At 62.0% G+C, this 23,061-nt stretch carries 18 protein-coding genes and 1 pseudogene; 8 read left to right on the top strand and 11 right to left on the bottom strand.

Annotated elements, in window-relative coordinates; all coding sequences use genetic code 11:
- Positions 1–18 precede the first annotated feature (18 nt).
- The 3 genes and pseudogenes from BWI76_RS07795 to BWI76_RS07785 all read left to right on the top strand — a co-directional run bounded on the left by BWI76_RS07795 (position 19) and on the right by BWI76_RS07785 (position 1,974).
- Entirely contained in the window at positions 19–1,107 is a 1,089-nt protein-coding gene (locus BWI76_RS07795; protein WP_064371449.1) for an oxidoreductase, read from the top strand.
- Positions 1,108–1,287: 180 nt separating this feature from the next.
- A pseudogene (locus tag BWI76_RS07790) lies at positions 1,288–1,589 on the top strand (type II toxin-antitoxin system RelE family toxin).
- Positions 1,570–1,974: a helix-turn-helix domain-containing protein gene (locus tag BWI76_RS07785; protein ID WP_004135430.1), complete on the top strand. Its 405-nt coding sequence runs from the start codon at positions 1,570–1,572 to the stop codon at positions 1,972–1,974. The pseudogene BWI76_RS07790 and the gene BWI76_RS07785 overlap by 20 nt, the downstream one beginning before the upstream one ends.
- Here the strand turns inward: BWI76_RS07785 and BWI76_RS07780 are convergent.
- The 7 genes from BWI76_RS07780 to entC all read right to left on the bottom strand — a co-directional run bounded on the left by BWI76_RS07780 (position 1,971) and on the right by entC (position 9,538).
- Positions 1,971–2,168, bottom strand: a complete 198-nt coding sequence (locus tag BWI76_RS07780; protein WP_004130340.1) for a YbdD/YjiX family protein — start codon at positions 2,166–2,168, stop codon at positions 1,971–1,973. The genes BWI76_RS07785 and BWI76_RS07780 overlap by 4 nt on opposite strands.
- A 55-nt stretch (positions 2,169–2,223) precedes the next feature.
- Positions 2,224–4,329 (bottom strand): pyruvate/proton symporter CstA, encoded by a 2,106-nt coding sequence (cstA, locus tag BWI76_RS07775; protein WP_004135432.1) that lies wholly within the window; start codon positions 4,327–4,329, stop codon positions 2,224–2,226.
- Positions 4,330–4,711: 382 nt separating this feature from the next.
- Entirely contained in the window at positions 4,712–5,125 is a 414-nt protein-coding gene (gene entH, locus BWI76_RS07765) for a proofreading thioesterase EntH (RefSeq protein ID WP_004135433.1), read from the bottom strand.
- Positions 5,126–5,881: a 2,3-dihydro-2,3-dihydroxybenzoate dehydrogenase EntA gene (gene entA / locus BWI76_RS07760; protein ID WP_004135435.1), complete on the bottom strand. Its 756-nt coding sequence runs from the start codon at positions 5,879–5,881 to the stop codon at positions 5,126–5,128.
- Complete coding sequence (gene entB, locus BWI76_RS07755; RefSeq protein ID WP_024358840.1) at positions 5,881–6,732, bottom strand: enterobactin biosynthesis bifunctional isochorismatase/aryl carrier protein EntB; 852 nt, start codon at positions 6,730–6,732, stop codon at positions 5,881–5,883. The genes entA and entB overlap by 1 nt, the downstream gene beginning before the upstream one ends.
- A gap of 13 nt (positions 6,733–6,745) precedes the next feature.
- The gene (entE, locus tag BWI76_RS07750) at positions 6,746–8,353 is read right to left on the bottom strand and encodes a (2,3-dihydroxybenzoyl)adenylate synthase EntE (RefSeq protein WP_064371450.1); all 1,608 of its coding nucleotides are present in this window, start codon (positions 8,351–8,353) and stop codon (positions 6,746–6,748) included.
- Positions 8,354–8,362: 9 nt separating this feature from the next.
- On the bottom strand, positions 8,363–9,538 hold the full coding sequence (entC, locus tag BWI76_RS07745; protein WP_064342334.1) for an isochorismate synthase EntC: 1,176 nt from the start codon (positions 9,536–9,538) through the stop codon (positions 8,363–8,365).
- Positions 9,539–9,908: 370 nt separating this feature from the next.
- Here entC and fepB point away from each other — a divergent pair, with 370 nt between their 5' ends.
- The gene (gene fepB, locus BWI76_RS07740; protein WP_049087193.1) at positions 9,909–10,868 is read left to right on the top strand and encodes a Fe2+-enterobactin ABC transporter substrate-binding protein; all 960 of its coding nucleotides are present in this window, start codon (positions 9,909–9,911) and stop codon (positions 10,866–10,868) included.
- Positions 10,869–10,936: 68 nt separating this feature from the next.
- On the opposite strand, the gene entS is transcribed toward fepB, so the two are convergent.
- On the bottom strand, positions 10,937–12,178 hold the full coding sequence (gene entS, locus BWI76_RS07735; protein WP_024358844.1) for an enterobactin transporter EntS: 1,242 nt from the start codon (positions 12,176–12,178) through the stop codon (positions 10,937–10,939).
- A 112-nt stretch (positions 12,179–12,290) separates the two neighbouring features.
- Between entS and fepD the strand changes: the two genes are divergently transcribed.
- The 3 genes from fepD to fepC are packed head-to-tail and all read left to right on the top strand — an operon-like array spanning position 12,291 to position 15,078.
- The gene (gene fepD / locus BWI76_RS07730; RefSeq protein ID WP_004135441.1) at positions 12,291–13,298 is read left to right on the top strand and encodes a Fe(3+)-siderophore ABC transporter permease; all 1,008 of its coding nucleotides are present in this window, start codon (positions 12,291–12,293) and stop codon (positions 13,296–13,298) included.
- Complete coding sequence (gene fepG / locus BWI76_RS07725) at positions 13,295–14,287, top strand: iron-enterobactin ABC transporter permease (RefSeq protein WP_004135443.1); 993 nt, start codon at positions 13,295–13,297, stop codon at positions 14,285–14,287. Before fepD ends, fepG begins: the two co-directional genes overlap by 4 nt.
- Entirely contained in the window at positions 14,284–15,078 is a 795-nt protein-coding gene (gene fepC / locus BWI76_RS07720; protein WP_004135445.1) for an iron-enterobactin ABC transporter ATP-binding protein, read from the top strand. Before fepG ends, fepC begins: the two co-directional genes overlap by 4 nt.
- Before the next feature lie 85 nt (positions 15,079–15,163).
- Here fepC and entF read toward each other — a convergent pair whose 3' ends face one another.
- Genes entF through fes form a run of 3 tightly spaced genes read right to left on the bottom strand, consistent with a single transcriptional unit; the run spans position 15,164 to position 20,492 of the window.
- A complete protein-coding gene (gene entF / locus BWI76_RS07715; RefSeq protein ID WP_064371451.1) occupies positions 15,164–19,051 on the bottom strand; it encodes an enterobactin non-ribosomal peptide synthetase EntF in 3,888 nt (1,295 codons plus the stop codon).
- A 10-nt stretch (positions 19,052–19,061) separates the two neighbouring features.
- The gene (locus BWI76_RS07710) at positions 19,062–19,265 is read right to left on the bottom strand and encodes an MbtH family protein (RefSeq protein ID WP_004135449.1); all 204 of its coding nucleotides are present in this window, start codon (positions 19,263–19,265) and stop codon (positions 19,062–19,064) included.
- A 27-nt stretch (positions 19,266–19,292) separates the two neighbouring features.
- Positions 19,293–20,492, bottom strand: a complete 1,200-nt coding sequence (fes, locus tag BWI76_RS07705; protein WP_064371452.1) for an enterochelin esterase — start codon at positions 20,490–20,492, stop codon at positions 19,293–19,295.
- Positions 20,493–20,762: 270 nt separating this feature from the next.
- On the opposite strand from fes, the gene BWI76_RS07695 reads away from it, so the two are divergent.
- Positions 20,763–23,012: a TonB-dependent siderophore receptor gene (locus tag BWI76_RS07695; RefSeq protein WP_004135453.1), complete on the top strand. Its 2,250-nt coding sequence runs from the start codon at positions 20,763–20,765 to the stop codon at positions 23,010–23,012.
- Positions 23,013–23,061: the final 49 nt, after the last annotated feature.

Below are 23,061 nucleotides of genomic sequence, written 5' to 3'. Positions count from 1 at the left end.
AGCACAAGGACAGCATTGATGAGTCACAGCGATATCCGCGTGGTCCCCGGCCCCGCCAACTACTATTCCCATCCCGGCAGCCTTGCCCGGCTGCAGGATTTTTATAGCGAAGAACAGCTTTCACGCGCGGTGTGGGTGTACGGCGAGCGGGCTATCGCAGGCGCGCAGGCTTTTCTGCCGGCAGCGTTTAACGTTGCTGGCGCCAAAAAAATCGTATTTAAAGGCCACTGCAGCGAAAGCGACGTCAGCGAGCTGGCCCGCGCGTCCGGCGACGATCGGTCGGTGGTGATTGGCGTGGGCGGCGGCGCGCTGCTCGATACCGCCAAGGCGCTGGCCCGCCGCCTCGGCCTGCCGGTGGTGGCCATCCCGACCATCGCCGCCACCTGCGCGGCGTGGACGCCGCTGTCGGTGTGGTATAACGATGCCGGTCAGGCGCTGCAGTTTGAGATTTTCGACGACGCCAACTTCCTGGTGCTGGTGGAGCCGCGCATTATTCTTAACGCGCCGGCGGAATACCTGCTGGCGGGCATCGGCGATACGCTGGCGAAATGGTATGAAGCGGTGGTGCTGGCTCCGCAGCCGGAGACGCTGCCGCTCACCGTGCGCCTTGGCATCAACGGCGCGCTGGCGATCCGCGATGTGCTGCTGGACAGCAGCGAAACGGCGCTGGCTGACCAACAGCGCGGCGAGCTGACCCAGGCCTTCCGCGACGTGGTGGATGCGATTATCGCCGGCGGCGGTATGGTGGGGGGATTAGGCGAGCGCTATACCCGCGTCGCCGCCGCGCACGCGGTGCATAACGGGCTGACGGTACTGCCGCAGACCGAGAAGTATCTGCACGGGACCAAAGTCGCCTACGGCATTCTGGTCCAGAGCGCCCTGCTCGGCCAGGACGAGGTGCTGGCGCAGCTGGTGCAGGCGTATCAGCGCTTTAACCTGCCGACCACGCTGGCGGCGCTGGAGGTGGATATCTACAACCGCGAACAGCTGGATCAGGTGATTACCCATACCCTGCGCCCGGTAGAGTCCATCCATTTTCTGCCGGTTGAACTGAACGCCGAAACCCTGCGCGCCGCGTTTGAAAAAGTCGAACGTTTCGCCGGTTAATCCCCCGTTTTATTCGCCTCTGCCGCCCGGCGGAGGCGCTTTCGAGCCGCCTCGCAAAGCGGATGTTTCTGTCTTTATTCCGCATAAAATCTGCATTATCGTCTCCTATAAGATAATTTAAATTTACTTATAATCTTATTATTTACTTATAATGAGCTTTGACTTAAAGTGGAGGTCAGGATGATCGTTTTTTGGTCGAAAAGCGCAGAAAAACAGCTCGCCGCAATAGATTCCCGCTATCAGGAGAGAATCAAAGAAAAGCTACGCACCATGGATGATAAAAATGCGCCGGCTCCGGACATTAAAAACTCAAGCAGTCGGGATCCGAAGATCATTATCGATTGCGTGTCGGTGATTATCGCATCATCTTCACACAGTTTGAGGGGCTATCTGAAAGCTGCTATGTCGTAGCGATAAAACGAAGAACCTCAACAACCTATCTTCACGAGGAGGCAACGCCTTATGGCAGTGCAACTCATTAAGGACGACGAGGGCAACCCGCAGTATGTGGTGATCCCCTATAACGAATACTTCCAGATGCGTCTGAAAATGGCGGAATACGATGATGAAAAAGAGGAAGAGTGGGAAGACGTCCCCTACGAATCGGATGAATACGACGATATTCCCTTACCTGACAGCGTCTGCGACATCATGGATAAAGAGAAAGTCAGCCTGCAGGCGGCCTGGCGCATTTTGCGCGGCCTGTCGCAGCAGGAGGTGGCCGATAAGCTCGGAATTAGCCAGTCTGCGGTTTCCCAGCTAGAAGCTATCGACTCCCGCCCGCAAAAGCGCACCCGCGAAAAGCTGGCGGCGATATACGGCTGTACGCAGGAGCAGATCAGCCTGTATTTGCCGAAAGAGGGTTAGCAGCACTTCGCGCCGCCTTTGCCGCCGTAGCGCGCGTCCTGACGCTCGCGAAAAAACTCTTCGTAAGTCATCGGCGTTTGTTCGGGATGGGTCGCGCGGATGTGCTCCACGTAGTTGTCGTAATCCGGGACGCCGATCATCATTTTCGCCGCCTGGCCTAAATATTTTCCTGCTTTCGAAAGGGTATCAAACATTTTCAACTCTCATAATCGCCCCCCTTCTCTCAAAGAGGGGCGATAACGTGATGGCTTAGTGAGCGCGTTTCGCCTGGGTCACCAGGCTATCGGCATCAGCAGGCATCGCCTGGTACGGGGTCTCTTTCGCCGTCGGTTTGTCCTCTTTCAGCGCCGCCAGCGCGGTCTTAATCGAGAACAGCGCCAGCACCACGACCACCACCATAAAGAAGATGGTCAGCCCGGCATCCAGACGGTTGTTAAACACCAGCTGCGCCAGCTGCGACTCGGTGTACTGCGGCGGAATATTACCGCTGTCGATCATCGCCTGGAACTTGTTGGCAATCGCCAGGAAGCCGACTTTGGTGTCGGTGCTGAACGACTTCTGCCAGCCCGCGGTCAGGGTACAAATCAGCAGCCATGAGGTCGGCAGCAGCGCGACCCATGCATAGCGCTGGCGCTTCATCTTAAACAGTACCACCGCGCACAGCATCAGCGCCATCCCCGCCAGCATCTGGTTGGCAATACCAAACAGCGGCCACAGCGTGTTGATGCCGCCGAGCGGGTCAACTACGCCCTGATGCAGGAAGTAGCCCCACGCCAGCACGCACAGCGCCGTGGCGAGAAGGTTCGCCGGCAGCGAGCTGGTTTGCTTCAGCCCGGGGCTTATCACCCCCAGCAAATCCTGCAGCATAAAGCGCGCCGCGCGCGTACCGGCATCCACCGCGGTCAGGATAAATAGCGCCTCGAACAGAATGGCGAAGTGATACCAGAAGGAGACATCCATCAGGCCGCCCAGCGAACCGTGCAGAATGTAGGCCATGCCTACCGCCAGCGTCGGCGCGCCGCCCGCGCGGGAGATAATCGACTGCTCTCCCACTTCGTGAGCGATCTGGTTAAGGGTATCCGGCGTCACGGTAAAGCCCCAGCTGCTCACCACCTGCGCCGCCGACGCCACCACATCGGTCACGCCCGCCGGAGCCAGCACCGCCATCGGGCTGTTCATCGCGAAATAGACGCCCGGGTCGATAATACAGGCCGCCACCAGCGCCATAATCGCCACGAAGGACTCCATCAGCATGCCGCCGTAGCCGATAAAGCAGGCCTGGCCTTCATTGGCCAGCATCTTCGGCGTCGTGCCGGAGGCGATCAGGGCATGGAAGCCGGAAACCGCGCCGCAGGCGATGGTGATAAACAGGAACGGGAACAGGCTGCCGCTCCACACCGGGCCGGTGCCATCGATAAATTTGGTCAGCGCCGGCATCGTCAGCGTTGGGCGCATGATCAGGATACCGATCGCCAGGCCGACGATGGTGCCGATTTTCAGGAAGGTGGAGAGGTAGTCGCGCGGCGCCAGCAGCAGCCAGACCGGCAGCACGGCGGCGATAAAGCCGTAGCCCACCAGAATCCAGGTGAGCTGCACGCCGGTATAATCAAACCACGGCGCCCAGGTCGGGCTTTCCGCCACCCAGCCGCCGGAAATAATGGCGAACACCAGCATCACCAGGCCAATCACCGACACTTCGCCAATGCGCCCGGGGCGCAGATAGCGAATATAGATCCCCATGAAAATCGCCAGCGGGATGGTGAAGGCGACGGTGTAAGTCCCCCACGGGCTGTGGGTCAGCGCTTTCACCACAATCATCGCCAGTACCGCGAGGATAATCACCATGATCATAAAGCAGGCCACCAGCGCCAGCACGCCGGCGGTCGGGCCCATCTCCTCTTTCACCAGCTCGCCGAGCGAACGTCCGTCGCGACGGGTGGAGACGAACAGCACCATGAAGTCCTGTACCGCCCCGGCCAGCACCACGCCCGCAAGGATCCAGATCATTCCCGGCAGGTAGCCCATCTGCGCCGCCAGCACCGGGCCAACCAGCGGCCCCGCGCCGGCAATAGCGGCAAAATGGTGGCCGAACAGCACCTTCTTGTCGGTTGGAACATAGTCGAGGCCGTCGTTGTGACGCACCGCCGGGGTCATGCGCGTCGGGTCGACCGCCAGTACATTTTTGGCGATATAGAGGCCGTAGAAGCGATAGGCGATCAGATAGACGCAGACTGCCGCGACGACAATCCACAGCGCGTTGATCTGTTCACCCCGGTTTAGCGCGATATAGCCCAGGGCAAAGGCTCCGATAACGGAGAGCAGTGTCCAGATGAGGTATTTCCCTGAATTATTCATCATTGTGTTCCACTGGTAGGGTAATCAGGATGTTACAAGTTGTTTCTAGAACATAATGTGAATTTTAACAACTTTGAAACGTTGCAGATGTCGCCTGACGGCAAGGATTTATCTCACATTGCAAGCGAGATCACTTCTGGCAGGAAAAGAGATGAAAACGGGGAGGATAATCTGTAACTGCATCGCAGTCTGCTTCCCCGGAGGCGGCGCTTGACGCGCCTGTCCGGGCTACCGGTCCGCAGACGATGGTGAACCCGTAGCCCGGTCAGCGCAGCGCCACCGGGGAAGCACACCGCAGATGACGGTGAGTTGTCCGGAACCACAGACGGCGCGTTACCCGTAGCCCGGGTAAGCGCAGCGCCACCCGGGAACAGGCTATGCCTCAGCCGAGGACCGCCGTGCCCAGACGGCAGGTGCAGCAGCGTCGTCCCCGCTCGTCGAACACCGCAATTTCCCAGCTCTGGCCCTGACGCCCCAGGTGCAGCGGTCGGCACTCGCCGCGCACTTTGCCGCTGGAGACCGCCCGGTGATGGGTGGCGTTAAGTTCGGTCCCCACCACGCACTGGCCCTCTTCGGTCATCAACCATCCGGCCATTGAACCGAGGGTTTCCGCCAGCGCCGCGGAGGCGCCGCCGTGTAGCAGCCCGAACGGCTGATGGGTTCGCGCATCGACCGGCATTTCCGCCTCCAGCACGCCCTCTTCCAGCCGGGTATACACTATCCCCAGATGCGCCACCATCGTATTCGCGCTGGTCGCATTAAGCGCATCCAGCGTCAGCTGACGTTTCCAGGCCATTTATGCCCCCAGCGTCGAGCCGCCGTCCACCACGATATCCTGCAGCGTGATATGGCTGGCGTGAGCGGAGGCGAGAAACAGAATGGTATTGGCAATCTCCTGCGGACGGGCGATTTTGCCCAGCGGAATGCCCAGCTTAAACTGCTCGCCGAAACCGCGAATGCGCTGCTGTTCAGCGTCATCGCTGACCCACAGCGTGCGCTGCATATCGGTGTCAGTCGAGCCAGGAGAAACCAGATTACAGCGTACCCCGCTGCCCGCCAGCTCAAGGCCAACGGTCAGCGCCAGGCTCTTCAGCGCCGCCTTTGATGCGCCGTAGGCGCTCATGCCGATGCGCGGAGTATGCGCAGCATCGGAGGCCACCGTCACAATTGCCCCGCCTTTCTGGCGGCGAAACTGCGCCATCGTCTGCTGGAACAGGTTAAACGCCCCGCCGACGTTGACGGCGAAGGTCTGCTGCCAGTCTTCCTGGCTCAGCGCATCGGTCGCCCCCATCCGTAAAATGCCGGCGGCATTGACCAGCACATCCAGCCGTTCAATGCCAGCCAGCAGGCGGCCACATACCTGCGCCACCTGCCGCGCGTCGGCGACGTCCAGCGTCTCGGTGGCGAACGGATAGCTTTCACCGTCGAACGCCAGATCAAAGCCGGTTACCTGCGCGCCGGCCTCAACGAACGCCAGGGCGGTGGCGTAGCCGATCCCCTTGCCCGCCCCAGTGATCCACACGGTCTGGCCGTGAAAATCGAGTCCGTTCATTATTTCACCTCGCGGGACAGCAGCGCCCACCAGGCGTCGATAGTCGGGTTTTTCGCCAGCACCACGAAGTCGATATCGCCGTACACTTTACGCCAGCGCGCGGCGAGCGCCATCATACGCACCGAGTCGAGGCCGTAATCGATCAGGTTTTCATCGTCCATCGGCTCGTCGCTTTCATCCAGCAGCGGCAACACCAGCGCGCGCAGCGCCGCTTTTGACGCCGGCAGCGGCAGCAGCTCTTCGGTCATCACCACGCGACCGGAGCGGCCCGCCACGTAGTTGAGCGCCATCAGATGCTCTTCACGGCTGAAATCGGCCAGCGCATCGGCGACAAAGAACGGCTTAATATCGCGCATAAACGCATCGGTCGCAGTGGTCATACAGCCGATATGGGCGTAAACGCCGGTGATGATCAGCTGATCGCGCCCTGCCTCTTTCAGCATCTCCTCCAGCGGCGAGCGATGAAACGCGCTGTAGCGCCACTTCACCAGTACGGTGTCGCTGTCGTCCGGCGCGAGCGCGGCAATCACCTGCTGCTGTTCCGGCGAACGGGTCAGGCCCGGTCCCCACATATCGTTCAGCAGCGCGCGGTCTTCATCGCTCTGCTCTTTCGGCTGAGCGGTGTAAAAGACCGGAATATGGTTCTGTTTGCAGAACTCGCGCAGGGCGGCGATGTTGGCCACCACTCTCTCCATCATCGGGCTGTTTTCGCCCCAGAAGTTGAGGAAATACTCCTGCATATCGTGAATCAACAGCGCGGCGCGGGACGGCTCAAATGCCCAGTTCACTTTGTTCGCCGGGATATCGCTGGCTTCCGGCAGCGCGTAAGCCTGTAATTTTGGGATTGCCATTCTGTCTTCTCCTTCAGCCCAGCTTGCGTTCAGCCAGCCACTGACGTAATTGTTTTTTATCGACTTTGCCCACCGGCGTCAGCGGCAGCGCATCAACGCACTCCACGCGGTCCGGAAGTTTAAATTCTGCGACCCCTTGTTCACGCAGGAAGCGGCGCACCGCTACCGCGCGCAGAGGCTCCTTCACCACCAGATACGCACAGCTCTTCTCACCCAGCAGGCTGTCTTCCATGCTGACCAGCGCCGCGTGGATCGCCGCAGGATGACGCAGCAGCAGGTTTTCGATCTCTTCCGCCGCGATCTTCTCGCCGCCGCGGTTGATCTGATCTTTTTCCCGCCCCTGCACGGTGATATAGCCATCTTCATCGATCGAGATCAGATCGCCAGAGCAGTAGAAACCATCGGCATCAAAGGCTTCGGCATTATGCTGCGGGCTCTTGTAGTACCCGCGGAAGGTGTACGGCCCGCGGGTCATCAGGCGCCCGACTTCGCCGCGCGGCAGCGGATTACCATCGGCATCGGCCACCCACACTTCGTCATCCGGGCACATCGGGCAGCCCTGGGTGTTGATGATGCGCTCGGGGCTGTCGTTGAGGCGGGTATAGTTCACCAGCCCCTCCGCCATGCCGAAGACCTGCTGCAGCTGGCAGCCAATTTCCGCCGGAATGCGCGCGGCGAGGGTCGCTGAGAGGCGCGCTCCGCCCACCTGCAGCAGCCGCAGCGATTGCAGTTGAGCATTGCTGCCGGCGTCATGGATCTCCTGTAGCCACAGGCTGACCGCGGGGGGAACCAGCGAGGTCAGGTTGATCTGGTGCTTTTCGATCAGCGGGAAGCAGAGGGTCGCGCTCGGGTCGTGCGCTAACACCACCACGCCGCCGGCGAGGAACACGCCTAATGAACCCGGCGAGCTCATCGCGTAGTTGTGGGCGGCGGGAAGCGCGTTCAGGTAGCGCGTTTCGGCGCTTACGCCGCACAGCTCGTTGCTGCGGCGAATGCTGTAGTCGTAGTCGTTATGCGTACGTGGGATGAGCTTCGGCGTCCCGGTACTGCCGCCGGAAAGCTGGAAAAAAGCCACTTCGTCGGCAGGCGTCGGATGCGCAACGAAACTATCGTCAGCGCGCTCGATGGCCGCCGTCAGGCTCTGCTCGCCGTCGTCGTTCAGCAGCAGCGCCACGCGTACCGACGGATGCTGCGCAACAAAAGCGTTAAGAAAATCATCATCGGCAAACAGCGCATGTGCGCGGTCGGCAATCAGTAAGGCGGGTTCAATTTGCGCGGCGTAGGCGTTCAGCTCGCTACGCTGGTGGCTGAACAGCGCGTTGACCGGCGCCACGCCGATGCGCAGCAGCGCGAAAAAGGTAATATAGAATTCCGCGACGTTGCCCAGCTGCACCAGCGCCGTTTCGCCGCGCTTCAGGCCAAGACGCTGCAGCGAGGAAGCGAGGTTATCCACCAGGCGGTTGAATTCACGGTAGCTGTAGCTTTTGTCGCCGTCGATAATCGCCGGGGCGTCGTTTTCCGCATGACGGGTTATCAGTTGAGTTAATGGCAGATCCTGCCAGTAGCCTTTTTGCCGATAGCGGGCCGCGAACGCTTCCGGCCAGCGGGTAAATTCGATCATCATCGTCCCTTATTGCAAGCCGAATACGTTCAGCATGGTGGTCAGTTTGACGCCGGTTTCGCGCCACTCGCCCAACGGCGAAGAGGCCGGAACGATACCTGCGCCGGCAAATAGCCGCAGGGTGCTCTGCTGCAGGCGCGCGCAGCGGATGGTGACCACCCACTCGCCGTTGCCTTCGTCATCACACCAGCCGACAATGCCGCCGAATAGCTGGCGGTCGAACGGCTCCAGTTCGCCGATCAGGCGTTTCGCCGCCTGATGCGGGAAACCGCTCAGCGCCGGAGTCGGATGCAGCAGGCAGGCCAGCGACATGGCATTCTCGTTTGCCAGCGCGGTGCCCTGAATCTGCGTCGCCAGATGCCACAGGGTCGGCGTGGTGATCAGCTGCGGAGAGTCCGGCAGGGAGAGTTCGCTGCTGCGCGGCGCTAATACGGCCTTCATCGCCTGAGTCACCAGCTCATGTTCATGGCGATCTTTTTCCGACGCCAGCAGCCTGTGCCCCGCTTCACGATCCAGCACATCGTCCGGCTGGCGGCGGGCGGAACCGGCCAGCGGCAGAGAGCTGAAATGCGCGCCTTCTTTACGCAGCAGCAGCTCTGGGCTTGCGCCCAGCAGCACGCCGCCGTCTGAGAGCGGCACGTGGAAGTTAAAGCTGGCCGGATTCTGGGCGATCAGGCGCTCGAGCAGCGCCCCGCTATCGACCCGTTCGCGGGTGGTGATATCAATCAGGCGCGACAGGACCACCTTGTCCACTTCCGGCGTCGCGGTGAGGGCCGCCGCGCGCGCCACCATCGCCATAAAGGTGTCCTGCTCGGGGATCTCCCGGCGCTGCACGACATCCATCGGATTTTGCCCCGACGCATAGCGCGCGGAGTGCTGCTTTTCAGTGCGGGAGAACGCTGTCCAGCTCGCGGGGATAAACAGCTCGGAGGGCTCGCTGGTATCGAACGGAATGGCGCCGACCATCACCGGTCTGGCGATCCCGGCAGTGCGCGCCGCTTTAAAGGCGGCGGCCATTTTTTGCTGAAACTCTCCGTCCGGATCATCGCCGTCGGCGGCGGGATGAGAGAATCGGCTAAAGCAGCCAGCGGTGGTGAAACTGCGGTACGGCGACATAAAGAAGAAGCTTTCCGGCGGCAGGGTCATTTTTTTCTCCCGAACTTCCTCAGCCAAAGACGTTTCCATATCATCCTCCAAAAACGATAAAGATATTACGAATAATTATCATTTATATTTTGGTTGGCTAACCTAAAAGGTATTGCGCTTTATGTCAACCGTACAGGTAGCATGTTGTGCGACTTAAGCTTGCATCGACAGCGCACAAAGTTGAAAATGAGAAGCATTTATCACACATTGCAGGCAACGAGCGTTTTTCTGCAATCGCCCGGCGGCCCTTCGCCTGCGCGGGCCTACGGCAGCCTCGTCGCCTTGTGATGTCAGGGTTTTTGTCGGCCGGGTAAGGCGCAAGCCGCCACCCGGCGGAAACGCGAGCGCCATAGCGAGCACAGGTCTGTTATCAACCTCATTTATCACCACTCAATCAGGATGCGAATACGTGAATTTCTCCACCTTTTGCCGCCGTACCCTCCTCGCCAGCGGCCTGGCGATTTTAGGAATGAGCTCAGCGCTGGCGGCAGACTGGCCGCGCCAGATAACCGACAGCCGCGGAACCCATACGCTGGAAAGCCAGCCGCTGCGCATTGTCTCCACCAGCGTGACGCTGACCGGTTCGCTACTGGCGATTGACGCGCCGGTGGTGGCCAGCGGGGCCACCACGCCCAACAACCGCGTCGCCGATGGCCAGGGTTTTTTGCGGCAGTGGAGCGAGGTGGCGAAAGCGCGCAAGCTGGCGCGCCTCTATATCGGCGAACCGAGCGCTGAGGCCGTCGCCGCGCAAATGCCGGATTTGATTCTGATTAGCGCCACCGGCGGCGATTCGGCGATGACGCTCTACGACCAGCTTTCCACCATCGCCCCGACGCTTATCATTAACTACGATGATAAAAGCTGGCAGGCCCTGCTGACCCAATTGGGGAATATCACCGGCCATGAACAGCAGGCCGCTGAAAGAATCGCGGAGTTTGATAAAAAGCTGGCGGCGCTGAAAGAGCAGATGAAGCTGCCGCCGCAGCCGGTCACCGCGCTGGTCTACACCGCCGCGGCCCATAGCGCCAATATCTGGACCAAAGAATCCGCTCAGGGACAGCTGCTCGAACAGCTGGGCTTTACCCTCGCCGACCTGCCAGGCGGGCTGCATGCCAGCCAGAGCCAGGGAAAACGGCATGATATCGTGCAGCTGGGCGGGGAAAACTTAGCCGCCGGGCTTAACGGTCAGAGCCTGTTCCTGTTCGCCGGCGACCAAAAGGACGCCGACGCGATTAACGCCAACCCGCTGCTATCGCATCTGCCCGCCGTTGAAGGGAAACGCGTTTATCCGCTGGGGACGGAAACCTTCCGCCTGGATTACTACAGCGCCGTGCTGGTGCTGCAGCGTTTAGCAGCGCTCTTTGCCTAAGCCGATCTCCCGGGGCGGCGCCAGGCGCCTTGCCTGGGCTACCGGACCGCCGGGAAAGCCCAGCGGAGTTAACTTTCGCTGACCGCTTCCGGGCGCTGAAAGCGGCGCAGTTCGCGTAACAGCCCCACCAGCACCGCGCCCACAATCACCAGCGCCCAACCGCTGGCGCTCGCCGAGGCCACCGGCGTCAGGATCGCGCCCAGGCCGCCGAGCAGCGCCGCGCCTATCGCATCGCCGGTCACGTTCTGCGCGGTCCACAGACCGTTGATGCGCCCGAGCATATTTTCCGGGGTCTGGGTCTGAATCAGCGTATATTGCAGCAGCGAGCTTATCGCGCTTAGCCAGCCAAACAGCGCCAGACACAGCGCGCCCAGCTCCCACACCGGCATCAGGCTGAACAGCGCAATCGCCACAAACGAGCCGACGGTGGTCGCCAGCATCAGCACGCCCGGCTTCGCCGTCTGCGCCAGTTGCCCGCTGGTTAGTGCCCCGAATGCCGCGCCCAGTGGGATCGCAGCATAGAGCAGGCCAATCTGCGACGCCGACATCTGCCAGCTTCCGGCCAGCGCCGGATAGAGCACGCGCACCGCGCTGGCCATCGTCAGCAGACCGCCAAGCAGCGCGATGCCGCCGATAAGCGGGCTGTTAAACAGAAACTTCAGCCCCGCGTTCAGCGATTTCAGCGGGTGCTCGCGCGGCTGCGGCGGCGGCGCCAGCAGCGGTAAACGCAGCAGAGTCAGCGTGGTGATAAAGGTTCCCGCCGCCGCCAGACCGTAGTTCCAGGCCACGCCGCCGGTTGCCAGTAGCAGACCGCCGATCATCGGCGAAATCACCGAGCCCAGCCGCACCGTCAACATGGTGATCGCCCCGGCCTGCATCAGATTTTCCCGGCCAACCAGCGCCGGCGTCGCCGCCAGCAGCGCGGTCACGCCAATAGAGGCGAACAGACCGTCCCAGATACCGAGCAGATAGATGGCGATTAACGACGGCTCCGGCAGCATGGCGTTCAGGCACAGGCCGACGAAACCAATCCCGCAGGTGCCGCGCGCCAGCAGGATCAAACGCTTACGCTCATAGCGGTCGGCAAGCACGCCGCCGATCATCAAACCGACAAACATCGAAGCGCCGGTCAGGGTCACCGACAGCCCCACTTGCCAGGTTGAATGGGTCATCATCTGGATTTGCACCGGGATCGCCACGCCCAGCAGGCCAAGCGACAGGATTGAAATAAAGCGGGCGATAAAGACGGCGCGAAAGGCCGGGTGAGTTTTCAACAAGCTGAGATTCAGCAGCCAGGATTGTCGGTTCATGACAGCGCCTTGTTATTATTTTCCATACCATTTTTATGGGTGCACATGCTAACATAACTGAATAGAATCGATAACGATAATTACTATCATTATCATGCCAGGGATGTAAGCCATGTCGTGTTCCACGACCGCGGCGCGCGCCTTTGCCGTGCCGGGTCTTTTAATCGTTTTAATCATCGCCGTTGCGCTCAGCCTGCTGATCGGCGCCAAACCCCTACCGTTTAGCGTCGTCCTCGATGCCTTCACCGGCACCTGCCAGAGCGCCGATTGCACCATCGTCCTTGATGCCCGGCTGCCGCGAACCCTCGCCGGGCTGCTGGCCGGCGGCGCGCTGGGTCTGGCCGGCGCGCTGATGCAAACGCTGACCCGCAACCCGCTGGCGGACCCCGGGATCCTCGGCGTCAACTCCGGCGCCAGCTTCGCTATCGTGCTGGGCGCGGCGCTGTTTGGCCTTTCTTCGCCGCAGGAGCAGCTGCTGATGGCCTTTTGCGGCGCGTTCGGCGCCTCGCTGCTGGTCGCCTTTACCGGCAGCCAGGGCGGCGGCCAGCTCAGCCCCGTGCGCCTGACCCTCGCGGGGGTCGCCCTGGCGGCGGTGCTGGAAGGGCTTTCCAGCGGTATCGCGCTGCTTAATCCCGACGTCTATGACCAGCTGCGCTTCTGGCAGGCGGGTTCGCTCGACGTGCGCACCCTGCAAACCCTGAAAATTGTGCTGATCCCGGTGCTGATTGCCGGTCTGGTGACCCTGCTGCTGAGCCGGGCCTTAAACAGCCTGAGCCTCGGCAACGATACGGCCACCGCGCTCGGCAGCCGGGTCGCGCGGACTCAGCTTATTGGTCTGCTGGCGATTACCGTTCTGTGCGGTAGCGCCACGGCGGTGGTGGGGCCGATCGCCTTTATCGGCCTGATGATGCCGCATATGGCCCGCTGGCTGGTGGGCGCGGATCATCGCTGGTCGCTGCCGGTGACCCTACTGGCGACCCCCGCCCTGCTGCTGTTTGCCGACGTGCTGGGGCGCCTGCTGGTGCCCGGCGAACTGCGGGTTTCAGTGGTCAGCGCCTTTATTGGCGCGCCGGTGCTGATCTGGCTGGTGCGCCGCCAGCCGCGCGGAGGTGGCATGTGATTGCGCCTTCTCGTCGCCTGATATTGAGCTGTTTGCTACTGCTGGTCGCCAGCGTGCTGGTCTCCCTGTGGGGGCTGGGTAGCGGCCTGGTGCCGTTAAGCGTTGAGCAGGTTATCTCCGCGCTGCTCGGCGATGCGCCGCGTAACGTCACCCTAGTGGTGACCGAGTGGCGTCTGCCGCGCGTGCTGATGGCGCTGCTGATCGGCGCCGCCCTTGGCGTCAGCGGCGCGATTTTCCAGTCGTTGACCCGCAACCCGCTGGGCAGTCCGGACGTGATGGGGTTCAACACCGGGGCCTGGAGCGGCGTGCTGGTGGCGATGGTGATGTTCGGCCAGAACCTGGCGGCCATCGCCATGGCGGCAATGGTTGGCGGTATTCTCACCGCTCTGGTGGTCTGGCTGCTGGCGTGGCGCAACGGCATTGAGACCTTTCGCCTGATTATTATCGGCATCGGCGTGCGGGCCATGCTGGTGGCGTTCAATACCTGGCTGCTGCTGCGCGCTTCGCTGGAAACCGCCCTCTCCGCCGGGCTGTGGTATGCCGGTTCGCTTAACGGTCTGACCTGGGGGAAAACCTGGCCCTCCGCGCCGCTGATTCTCTTGATGCTGGCGTGCGGGGCGCTGCTGGCGCGGCGTATGCGGCTGCTGGAGATGGGCGACGATACCGCCTGCGCGCTGGGCGTGCGGGTTGAACGCTCGCGGCTGCTGCTGATGCTGGTCGGGGTGGTGCTGACCGCCGCCGCTACCGCCCTCGCCGGGCCGATTTCCTTTATCGCCCTCGTGGCCCCGCATATCGCGCGGCGCCTTAGCGGTACCGCCCGCTGGGGGCTGGCCCAGGCGGCGCTGTGCGGCGCCCTGCTGCTGGCGCTGTCTGACTACTGCGCGCAGCGTCTGTTTATGCCCTATCAGTTACCGGTGGGCGTGGTGACCGTCAGCATTGGCGGCCTCTACCTTATCGGGTTATTAATTCAGGAGTCCCGCAAAAAATGACCGCTGTCACCTCCCGTTTGCGCGGCGACCAGTTGACCCTGGCGTACGGCAAAAAAACCATCGCCGAATCGCTGAACGTCACCATTCCCGACGGCCACTTTACCGCCATTATTGGCCCCAACGGCTGCGGTAAATCGACGCTGCTGCGCACCCTGAGCCGCCTGATGACGCCCGCCAGCGGTCATGTTTATCTCGACGGCGAGCAGATCCAGCGTTACGCCAGTAAAGAGGTGGCAAAGCGCATCGGCCTGCTGGCGCAGAACGCCACCACGCCGGGGGATATAACGGTTCAGGAGCTGGTGGCCCGCGGGCGCTATCCGCACCAGCCGCTGTTTACCCGCTGGCGCAAAGAGGATGAAGAGGCGGTCAGCAGGGCGATGAAGGCCACCGGCATTACCGACCTCGCGCGGCAAAGCGTCGATACCCTCTCCGGCGGCCAGCGCCAGCGGGCGTGGATCGCCATGGTGCTGGCCCAGGAGACGGCGATTATGCTGCTCGATGAGCCTACCACCTGGCTGGATATCAGCCATCAGATCGATCTGCTTGAGCTGCTAAGCGAGCTGAATCAGCAGAAGGGCTATACGCTGGCGGCGGTGCTGCACGATCTGAACCAGGCCTGCCGCTACGCGACCCATTTGATTGCCCTGCGCGAGGGTAAAATCGTCGCCGAAGGCGCGCCGAAGGAGATCGTCAGCGCGGAGCTCATTGAAAAGATTTACGGTCTGCGCTGTACGATCATAGAGGATCCGGTGGCGCATACGCCGCTGGTGGTGCCGCTGGGTCGCCGATAGATATTCCCGGCTCGCGCTGCGCTTAGCCGGGCTGGCAGAAACGGTAGCCCGGGTAAGGCGTTTACGCCGCAACCCGGGAGTTTTTCTATCCTTCCCCGAGGATCTCCCTGACCACCGGGCCAATCGCCTCAAAGGCCTGCGGGGAGATAATATCCACGTGGGCGCAATCCTGGCTAAACACCTCCAGCTCGCCGACCCACGGCCCCCAGACCCTCTGCGGCTCCATCCCGGGCTGACGGGTTTTCTCCGCCACGAACAGCGTCGCCTTACCGTCAAACTTCGCGCTGTGCGCGGTGGTCAGCAGGCGCACCGCGTCGGCGTAGTTACCCTCGATAACGCTGAACAGCTCACCGGAAGCCTGCCCCTGCTGGGCGGCCAGAAACGCCTCGCGCTCGCGGGCGATCTCCGCCAGCACCTCAGGGTCCAGACCGTTGGCCTCTTTCTCCGCCCAGTTCTGCGTTTCCGGCGGCCAGGTATCCAGCAGGCCGAGAAACGCCACCGCTTCGCCGCGCTGGCGTAAGCGGGCGGCTATTCCCTGCGCCAGGGTGCCGCCGAGCGAATAGCCCAGCAGATAATAGGGGCCGTGGGGCTGCTGCGAAAGCAGGGTTTGCAGATGATGCTCGCAGACCGCATCCAGATCCGCCGCCGTCGCCATCGGCCCGTGCGGTCGCGGCGACTGAATGCCGACGATCGACCAACGCGGGCTTAAATAACGCGCCAGCACGCTGAACTGCCAGGCAAAACCGGAAGCTGGATGGAAGCAAAACAGCGTCGGGCCGTCGCTCTCGCGCAGCGGCAGGATCGCGTCGAAGCCCAGCCGTTGCGCCTGCTCATCGCTGAGATCCGATGCCAGCAGCGCGCTCAGCTTGCCGACGGTAGAAGCGACCATCACCTGCCCCGGCGTCACCTGGCGTTGCAGTTCGCGGCCGAGCGTCGCCGCCAGACGCATCGCCAGCAGCGAATGGCCGCCAAGGGCGAAGAAATCGGCGTCGATATCGTTCACCTCGCAGCCCAGCAGCTGGCTGAACGCCGAGGCGACGGTGGTTTCCACGCCCGGCTCCGGCGGACGACCGCGGCTTACGCGGCTCAGCGTCGGCAGCGGCAGCGCTTTGCGATCCAGCTTGCCGTTGGCGCTCAGCGGCAGCGCCGGCAGTTGAATCAGCACCACCGGCACCATATGCGGCGGCAGCTGTTCGCCAAGCCGCGCTTTAAGCGCCTCGGTATCCAGCGGCAGGCCGGATTCAGAAACCAGATAGCCCACCAGCTGGCGGGCATCGCCCCCGGTCGCCGCCGCCTGGTTGAAGACGCAGGCGTGAGCCACCGCCTGCGCAACGTCCGGCAGCGCCGACATTGCGCGATCAATTTCCCCGAGTTCGATCCGCTGGCCGCGGATTTTTAGCTGGTCGTCGCTGCGCCCGAGATACTCGACCGCGCCGTTATCCAGCCAGCGGGCAACGTCGCCGGTGCGGTACATGCGCTCGCCCGGCGCGTAAGGGTCGGCGATAAAGCGGCTGGCGGTTAAATCGGGGCGCCCGAGATAGCCCTGCGCCAGCTGAATGCCAGTCAGGTAGAGATCCCCCGCCACGCCCGGCGGTACCGGGCGCATCGATGCATCGAGGATGCGTAAGCCGGTATTCCACACCGGCCAGCCAATCGGCACGCTGGCGCCGGTTACCGCCGCCAGTTCAGGCCCGCAGGCCGGATACCAGCTGACGTCCACCGCCGCTTCCGTCGGGCCGTACAGGTTATGCAGCGGCGCGCCGGTCAGCTCCTCCCACTCCCGGCACAGCGCCGTCGGCAGCGCTTCGCCGCTGCAGAAGACCCGGCGCAGGGTATGGCACGAGGCGACGTTTTCCGTATTCAGCGAGGCGACAAACGCCGCCAGCATCGAGGGGACAAAGTGGGTGGTGGTCACGCCGTAGCGGGCGAAGAACTGCTGCATCGCCAGCGGATCGCGATGGGCCTCCGGCTCGGCCATCACCAGCTGCGCGCCGGCGATAAACGGCCACCAGAACTCCCAGACCGATACATCAAAGCTGCACGGCGTTTTCTGCGCCACCACATCATCGGCGGTGAGCGGATAGTGGTCCTGCATCCACAGCAGGCGGTTGACGATGGCGGTTTGCCCGACCATGACCCCTTTCGGTCGCCCCGTCGAGCCGGAGGTGAAGATGATATACGCGGTATGCTCCGGCTGCGAGAGCGCCAGCGGCGCGGCATCCGCCGCCGCCAGCGGGTGTTGATAGCACAGGCTTTCGAGGCCGGGGATATCGCTAAAGCGCGCCCGCTGATCTTCAGAGGTAATCAGCAGCGAGGGACGGGCGTCTTCCAGCATCATCCGCAGACGATCGTCGGGATAGCCGGTATCCAGCGGCAGCCACGCGGCGCCGGCTTCAACGATGCCGTGCAGCGCCAGGGTCAGGAATACCGAACGCGGCAGCGCCACCGCCACGCTATCGCCCGGCTTGACGCCCCGCGCGCGAAGCTGTTCAGCCAGCGCCACCACCTGCTGGCGCATCTCGCGGTAGCTAAACTGCCAGCGGCCGTCCGCCAGCGCCGGGGCATCCGGGGTTTTCGCCGCCTGTTCCGCCACCCGCGCGCTCAGGGTGGTGAGCGGCAGATCGACGGCGGTGGCGTTCACCCGCTGTAGCTGCTCCGCTTCCGCCGCCGATAGCATATTCACGTCGCCGCAGCGCAGGGCCGGATTATCGGCAAATTGCGCCAGCAGCGCGGAAAGTCGGGCGATATGGTTGCCCAGCGTCTGTTTATCGTAACGCTGCTTATTGGCCAGCACCTCCAGCGACAGGCCGCCGGCTTCATCCGGGAACAGCGCCAGCTCAAGGTCGTTGACCGGACCGGTCGCCAGGGTATGGGTAATCGCCTGTACGCCATCGATATCCAGCTGATAATCAAAAACTTTAATATTAAGCACCGGGCCAAACAGCGGTTCGTCGCCCGCCGCCTTGCCGCTGTCGCGGACAATCTGTTCGGCGTCATAGCGCTGATGGCGGCGCATTTTCTTCAGCTGTCCGGCAAGACGCGCGGCCAGCTCCGCCAGCGTTTCCCCGGCGTCAATGGTGACCGCCAGCGGCAGAACGTTGAGCACCGGACCGGTGGCGGTGAGCGCCGCGGAGCCCATACGACGCATAAAAATAAAGCCTGCGGCATACTCCGTTCGGCTGCACAGCCGTCCCAGCCACAGGGCGGTCAGCGCCAGAGCCAGGTCCGCGCGCTGGCACTGCGGCGCGCTTGCCGCCAGCCGGCTAAAGACGCCGGCATCCACCTCCAGCTTCATGCGCCAGATATCGCTGCTGGTCGCCCTTCCCGCCAGCGGCGCATCCGACAGCGAGGCCGGAGACGGCAGCGCCTGACGCTGCGCCTGCCAGAACGCTTTGTCGCGCTGCCAGGCATCGCTGCCGTAATAGCGCTGGTACTCTTCCACCACCTCGGCAAAGGGCGTAAACGGCGAGGCGGGCGTCTCTTCGCCGCGCTGCCAGGCGCGATAAATCGCGGCGATCTGGCGGGTAATGGCCGGGAAGCTGAAGCCATCGACCAGCAAATGGTGGTAACGCTGATACCAGTACCAGCGGTTATCGCCTACCCGCAGCAGCTGATGGCAGACCAGCGGATTACCGCCGTCCACCCGCAGATTCTGCCCGAGGTCGGCCTGCATCCTCGCCAGCGCGGCGGCGTGCGGGTCGCTCGCCGCGCGCAGATCCTGATAGTCCGGTTCGGCAAAAACGCGGCGTTCATCAACCCACTGCCAGGCTTCGCCGCTATCTTCACAAAAGCGCATGCTGAGGGTGTCGGCCTGAGAGAGCCCTGTGATAATCGCCCGCCCGAGCAGGACTGGGTCAATATCGCCGCGCAGCTCAACATAGTGGGCGACGCTCCATGCGCCGGGCAGCGTCGAGAGGCGCTCCGCCATCCAGATCCCCGGCTGCGCCGCAACCAGCGGTAAACGTGTGGTCATTATCGGCTCCTCAGGACGCATGGTGGGCGGGGGTCAAGGTAGACCAGTTCGCCGCCAGCCAGGCGTTGCACGCCTCTAACGACTGCGGCGGGCACTCTACCGACCAGCCTTGCGGCAGCGCGCAGTGGCGCGGCCACAGGCTGTACTGCTGCTGCTCATTGCGCAGGATGTAAAACTGCCCTTGTGGATTGTCGAAGGGATTACTGAATTGCATGTCAAATTCCTCGTAAAGCGCGCGTTGCTACTCGTCACGGCATAAAGGTTGCCACAGCTGGATGAGCCCCGCCGTCATCCCGCCGCGCCAGCACAGCGCATCATGCCCGCCATCAACCTGACGCCAGAAAATCGTCTGCTGTTCCAGATGCGCCAGCAGCGCCTGGTTGGCGCGAAAAATGATCGGCTCGCGAAGACCGGCTTCCAGCCAGATACGTAGCCCTTGCGGATGTAATTCGCCGCGGCTCAGGCGGTCAATCAGCAGGCCCGTCTGCGCGCCGCCGCGATGCGGCCACCAGTAGGAGCCGGACTGGCTGAGCACGCAGCCAAAGCGCCGGGGCCAGTAGAGGGCGGCGAACATCGCGGCCAGGCCGCCAAAGCTCTGGCCTGCCACCACGGTTCGGTCGGCGCGATCGCTGAAAGGTGCTAGTCGGTGAACCATTGGCAGCAGCTCTTCCTGTACCGCCAGCCAGAACGCGTCATTGCAGGGCAACTCTGCGGCCCGGTGCGGGTTATCAATCGCGTCAATCAGCAGATAAACCGCCGGCGGCAGCCGTTTTTCGCGGGTTAAGCCTGCCAGCGGCGACCATACCGGCATACTTTCGGCCCAGAACTGGCCGTCGAGCAGGATCGCCAGCGGGCGCTGCTGCGGCTGCGCGTCGCCGGTGGCGTAAACCCATATTCGTCTGCGGTTGCCGAGCCGCTGGCTGCGCCACTCAATGCAGATCGGAGGCTGATAAGGTTCTTCACCCAGCGCCCAGCCCGGCTGCTCCGGGGCTTCCGGCAGCTCCAGCGCGGAGACCGCGTGACCGCGCCCGCCCTTCCAGCTTTGCGGATTGAGCGGGTCGGCAATCGCCCGCGGCAGCAGCCTGCGCCAGCCTTCGCGCAGCAGCGCGCGGTCCGGGCCGTCGCCGTTAAAAAGCTGAGGAGAAAAGTCGTCGTCGCGCGCGGAAGGGATAAAGCAGTAGCTGCCGCGCCAGGTGGGAGAAAGCGTGGTTTGCCAGCGCCAGGCATCGGTGCCGGGAATGCGCTGCAGCGTTTGCGGCACGGCGTTTTTATGATGGTCAGTCACGCCGGTAATATAAATCCACACCCGGCGGGTTGCCGAAGACGCTTCGTCGCCCGCCGGATCGCGCCACCAGAAGGTCACCCGATACGCGTCGTCCACGGCCTCTATTTGCGGACCGGAGATAGTGCGCCACCAGTCGTCGCATCCTGTCTTATGCATTCCTTTTCAACCCTATGTTTATCGTGACATTTATCAACAAACGCATTAATAAACGCAATATTTATTGATAATATTATTGATAACTATTTTCATTTGCAATAGCGTATTAGCGCGCTGTGGGAAGCGCGTCTTTCAAAAATAAACATGTCAGAGAGGGCTCATTTAGCCAGCGACGGAATGCCTTTGCCCTCTACCGGCACTATTGATTCCGCCTCCCCTCCCGACGGGAAGGGCCTTTGGGGAAGGCGGCGACGAAAAGCAGGAATTACAATGAATAACAGGATCAAATCCCTGGCCTTGCTGGTCAATCTGGGAATCTACGGGGCTACCTTTCCGCTGAGCGCGGCGGAAACGGTCTCCGATAGCAAAGCCGCATCCGCTGATGAAACCATGGTCGTCACCGCCGCCGAGCAGAACCTGCAGGCCCCCGGCGTTTCAACCATTACCGCGGATGAAATTCGTAAACGCCCGCCCGCGCGCGACGTGTCGGAAATTATTCGTACCATGCCCGGCGTTAACCTGACCGGCAACTCCACCAGCGGCCAGCGCGGCAACAATCGCCAGATTGATATTCGCGGCATGGGCCCGGAAAACACCCTGATCCTGATTGACGGTAAGCCCGTGACCAGCCGCAACTCCGTACGTCTGGGCTGGCGCGGTGAGCGCGATACCCGCGGCGATACCTCATGGGTACCGCCGGAGCTGATCGAACGTATTGAAGTCATTCGCGGCCCGGCGGCCGCGCGCTACGGCAACGGCGCGGCGGGCGGCGTGGTCAATATCATCACCAAGAAGAGCGACGGCGAATGGCACGGTTCATGGAATACCTACATGAACGCCCCGGAGCATAAAGACGAAGGCTCGACTAAACGCACCAACTTTAGCCTCAGCGGCCCGCTGGGCGGCGATTTCAGCTTTCGCCTGCTGGGCAACCTCGACAAAACCCAGGCCGATGCCTGGGATATCAACGACGGACATCAGTCCGAGCGTACCGGCGCCTATGCCAATACCATGCCTGCCGGGCGCGAAGGGGTGAAAAATAAGAACATTAACGGCGTCGTACGCTGGGATTTCGCGCCGATGCAGTCGCTGGAGTTTGAATCCGGCTACAGCCGTCAGGGCAACCTCTACGCGGGCGATACGCAGAACACCAATACTAACGATCTGGTGAAAGAGAACTACGGTAAAGAGACGAACCGCCTCTATCGCCAGACTTACTCCGTCACCTGGAACGGCGGCTGGGATAACGGCGTGACCACCAGCAACTGGGCGCAGTACGAACGTACCCGTAATTCGCGTAAAGGCGAAGGTCTGGCGGGCGGCACGGAAGGTATCTTCAACAGCAACCAGTTCAGCGATATCGACCTCGCCGACGTGATGCTGCACAGCGAAGTCAGCATTCCTCTGGATCTGGTGTTCAACCAGAACCTGACGCTGGGCACCGAGTGGAATCAGCAGCGGATGAAGGATCTGGCGTCAAATACCCAGACCTTTATGGGCGGCGATATCGATGGCTATGACAGCACCGGCCGTAGCCCGTACTCGAAGGCCGAGATCTTCTCCCTGTTTGCCGAAGACAACGTGGAGCTGACCGACACCACCATGCTGACGCCGGCGCTGCGTTTCGATCATCACACGATCGTCGGCAACAACTGGAGCCCGTCGCTCAACCTGTCTCAGGGTCTGTGGGATGACTTCACGTTAAAAATGGGCATCGCCCGCGCCTACAAAGCGCCGAGCCTGTACCAAACCAACCCGAACTATATTCTCTATAGTAAAGGCCAGGGCTGCTACGCCAGCGGTAACGGCACCGGTTGCTACATGATGGGTAACGATGATCTGAAAGCCGAAACCAGCATCAACAAAGAGATTGGCCTTGAGTTTAAGCGCGATGGCTGGCTGGCGGGGGTGACCTGGTTCCGCAACGACTACCGCGATAAAATCGAAGCGGGCTACGCGCCGATTTCGCACACCGCGAAAGGTAACGTCAAAACCGATATCTATCAGTGGGAAAACGTGCCGAAAGCGGTGGTTGAAGGTCTGGAAGGCACCCTGAACGTGCCGGTCAGCGAAACGGTGAACTGGACCAATAACATCACCTATATGCTGCAAAGTAAAAACAAAGAGACCGGCGATCGTCTGTCGATTATTCCGGAATACACCCTGAACTCCACCCTGAGCTGGCAGATTCAGGAGGATATTTCCGTACAGTCGACCTTCACCTGGTACGGCAAGCAGCAGCCGAAGAAATATAACTACAAAGGTCAACCGGCGGTGGGTTCTGAAACGGACGAAGTCAGCCCGTACAGCATCGTTGGCCTGAGCGCCACCTGGGATGTGACCAAAAACGTCAGCCTGACCGGCGGCGTGAATAACGTCTTCGACAAGCGCCACTGGCGCGCGGGTAATGCGCAAACCACCGGTAGCCTGACCGATGTTTCGTATATGGCTGGCGCTGGCGCCAATACCTATAACGAATCAGGCCGCACCTGGTATCTGGGCGTCAATACCCACTTCTGATTGTCTGGCCGTTCCCTCCGCCCTCTTCTCCTGGAGGGCGGACGGGAGA

Origin of the sequence: Klebsiella sp. M5al (assembly GCF_002090195.1) — a bacterium.
Taxonomy (GTDB): domain Bacteria; phylum Pseudomonadota; class Gammaproteobacteria; order Enterobacterales; family Enterobacteriaceae; genus Klebsiella; species Klebsiella grimontii.
The sequence above is the reverse complement of the archived record's forward strand: the minus strand, read 5'-3'. Positions and strand labels throughout refer to the sequence as shown.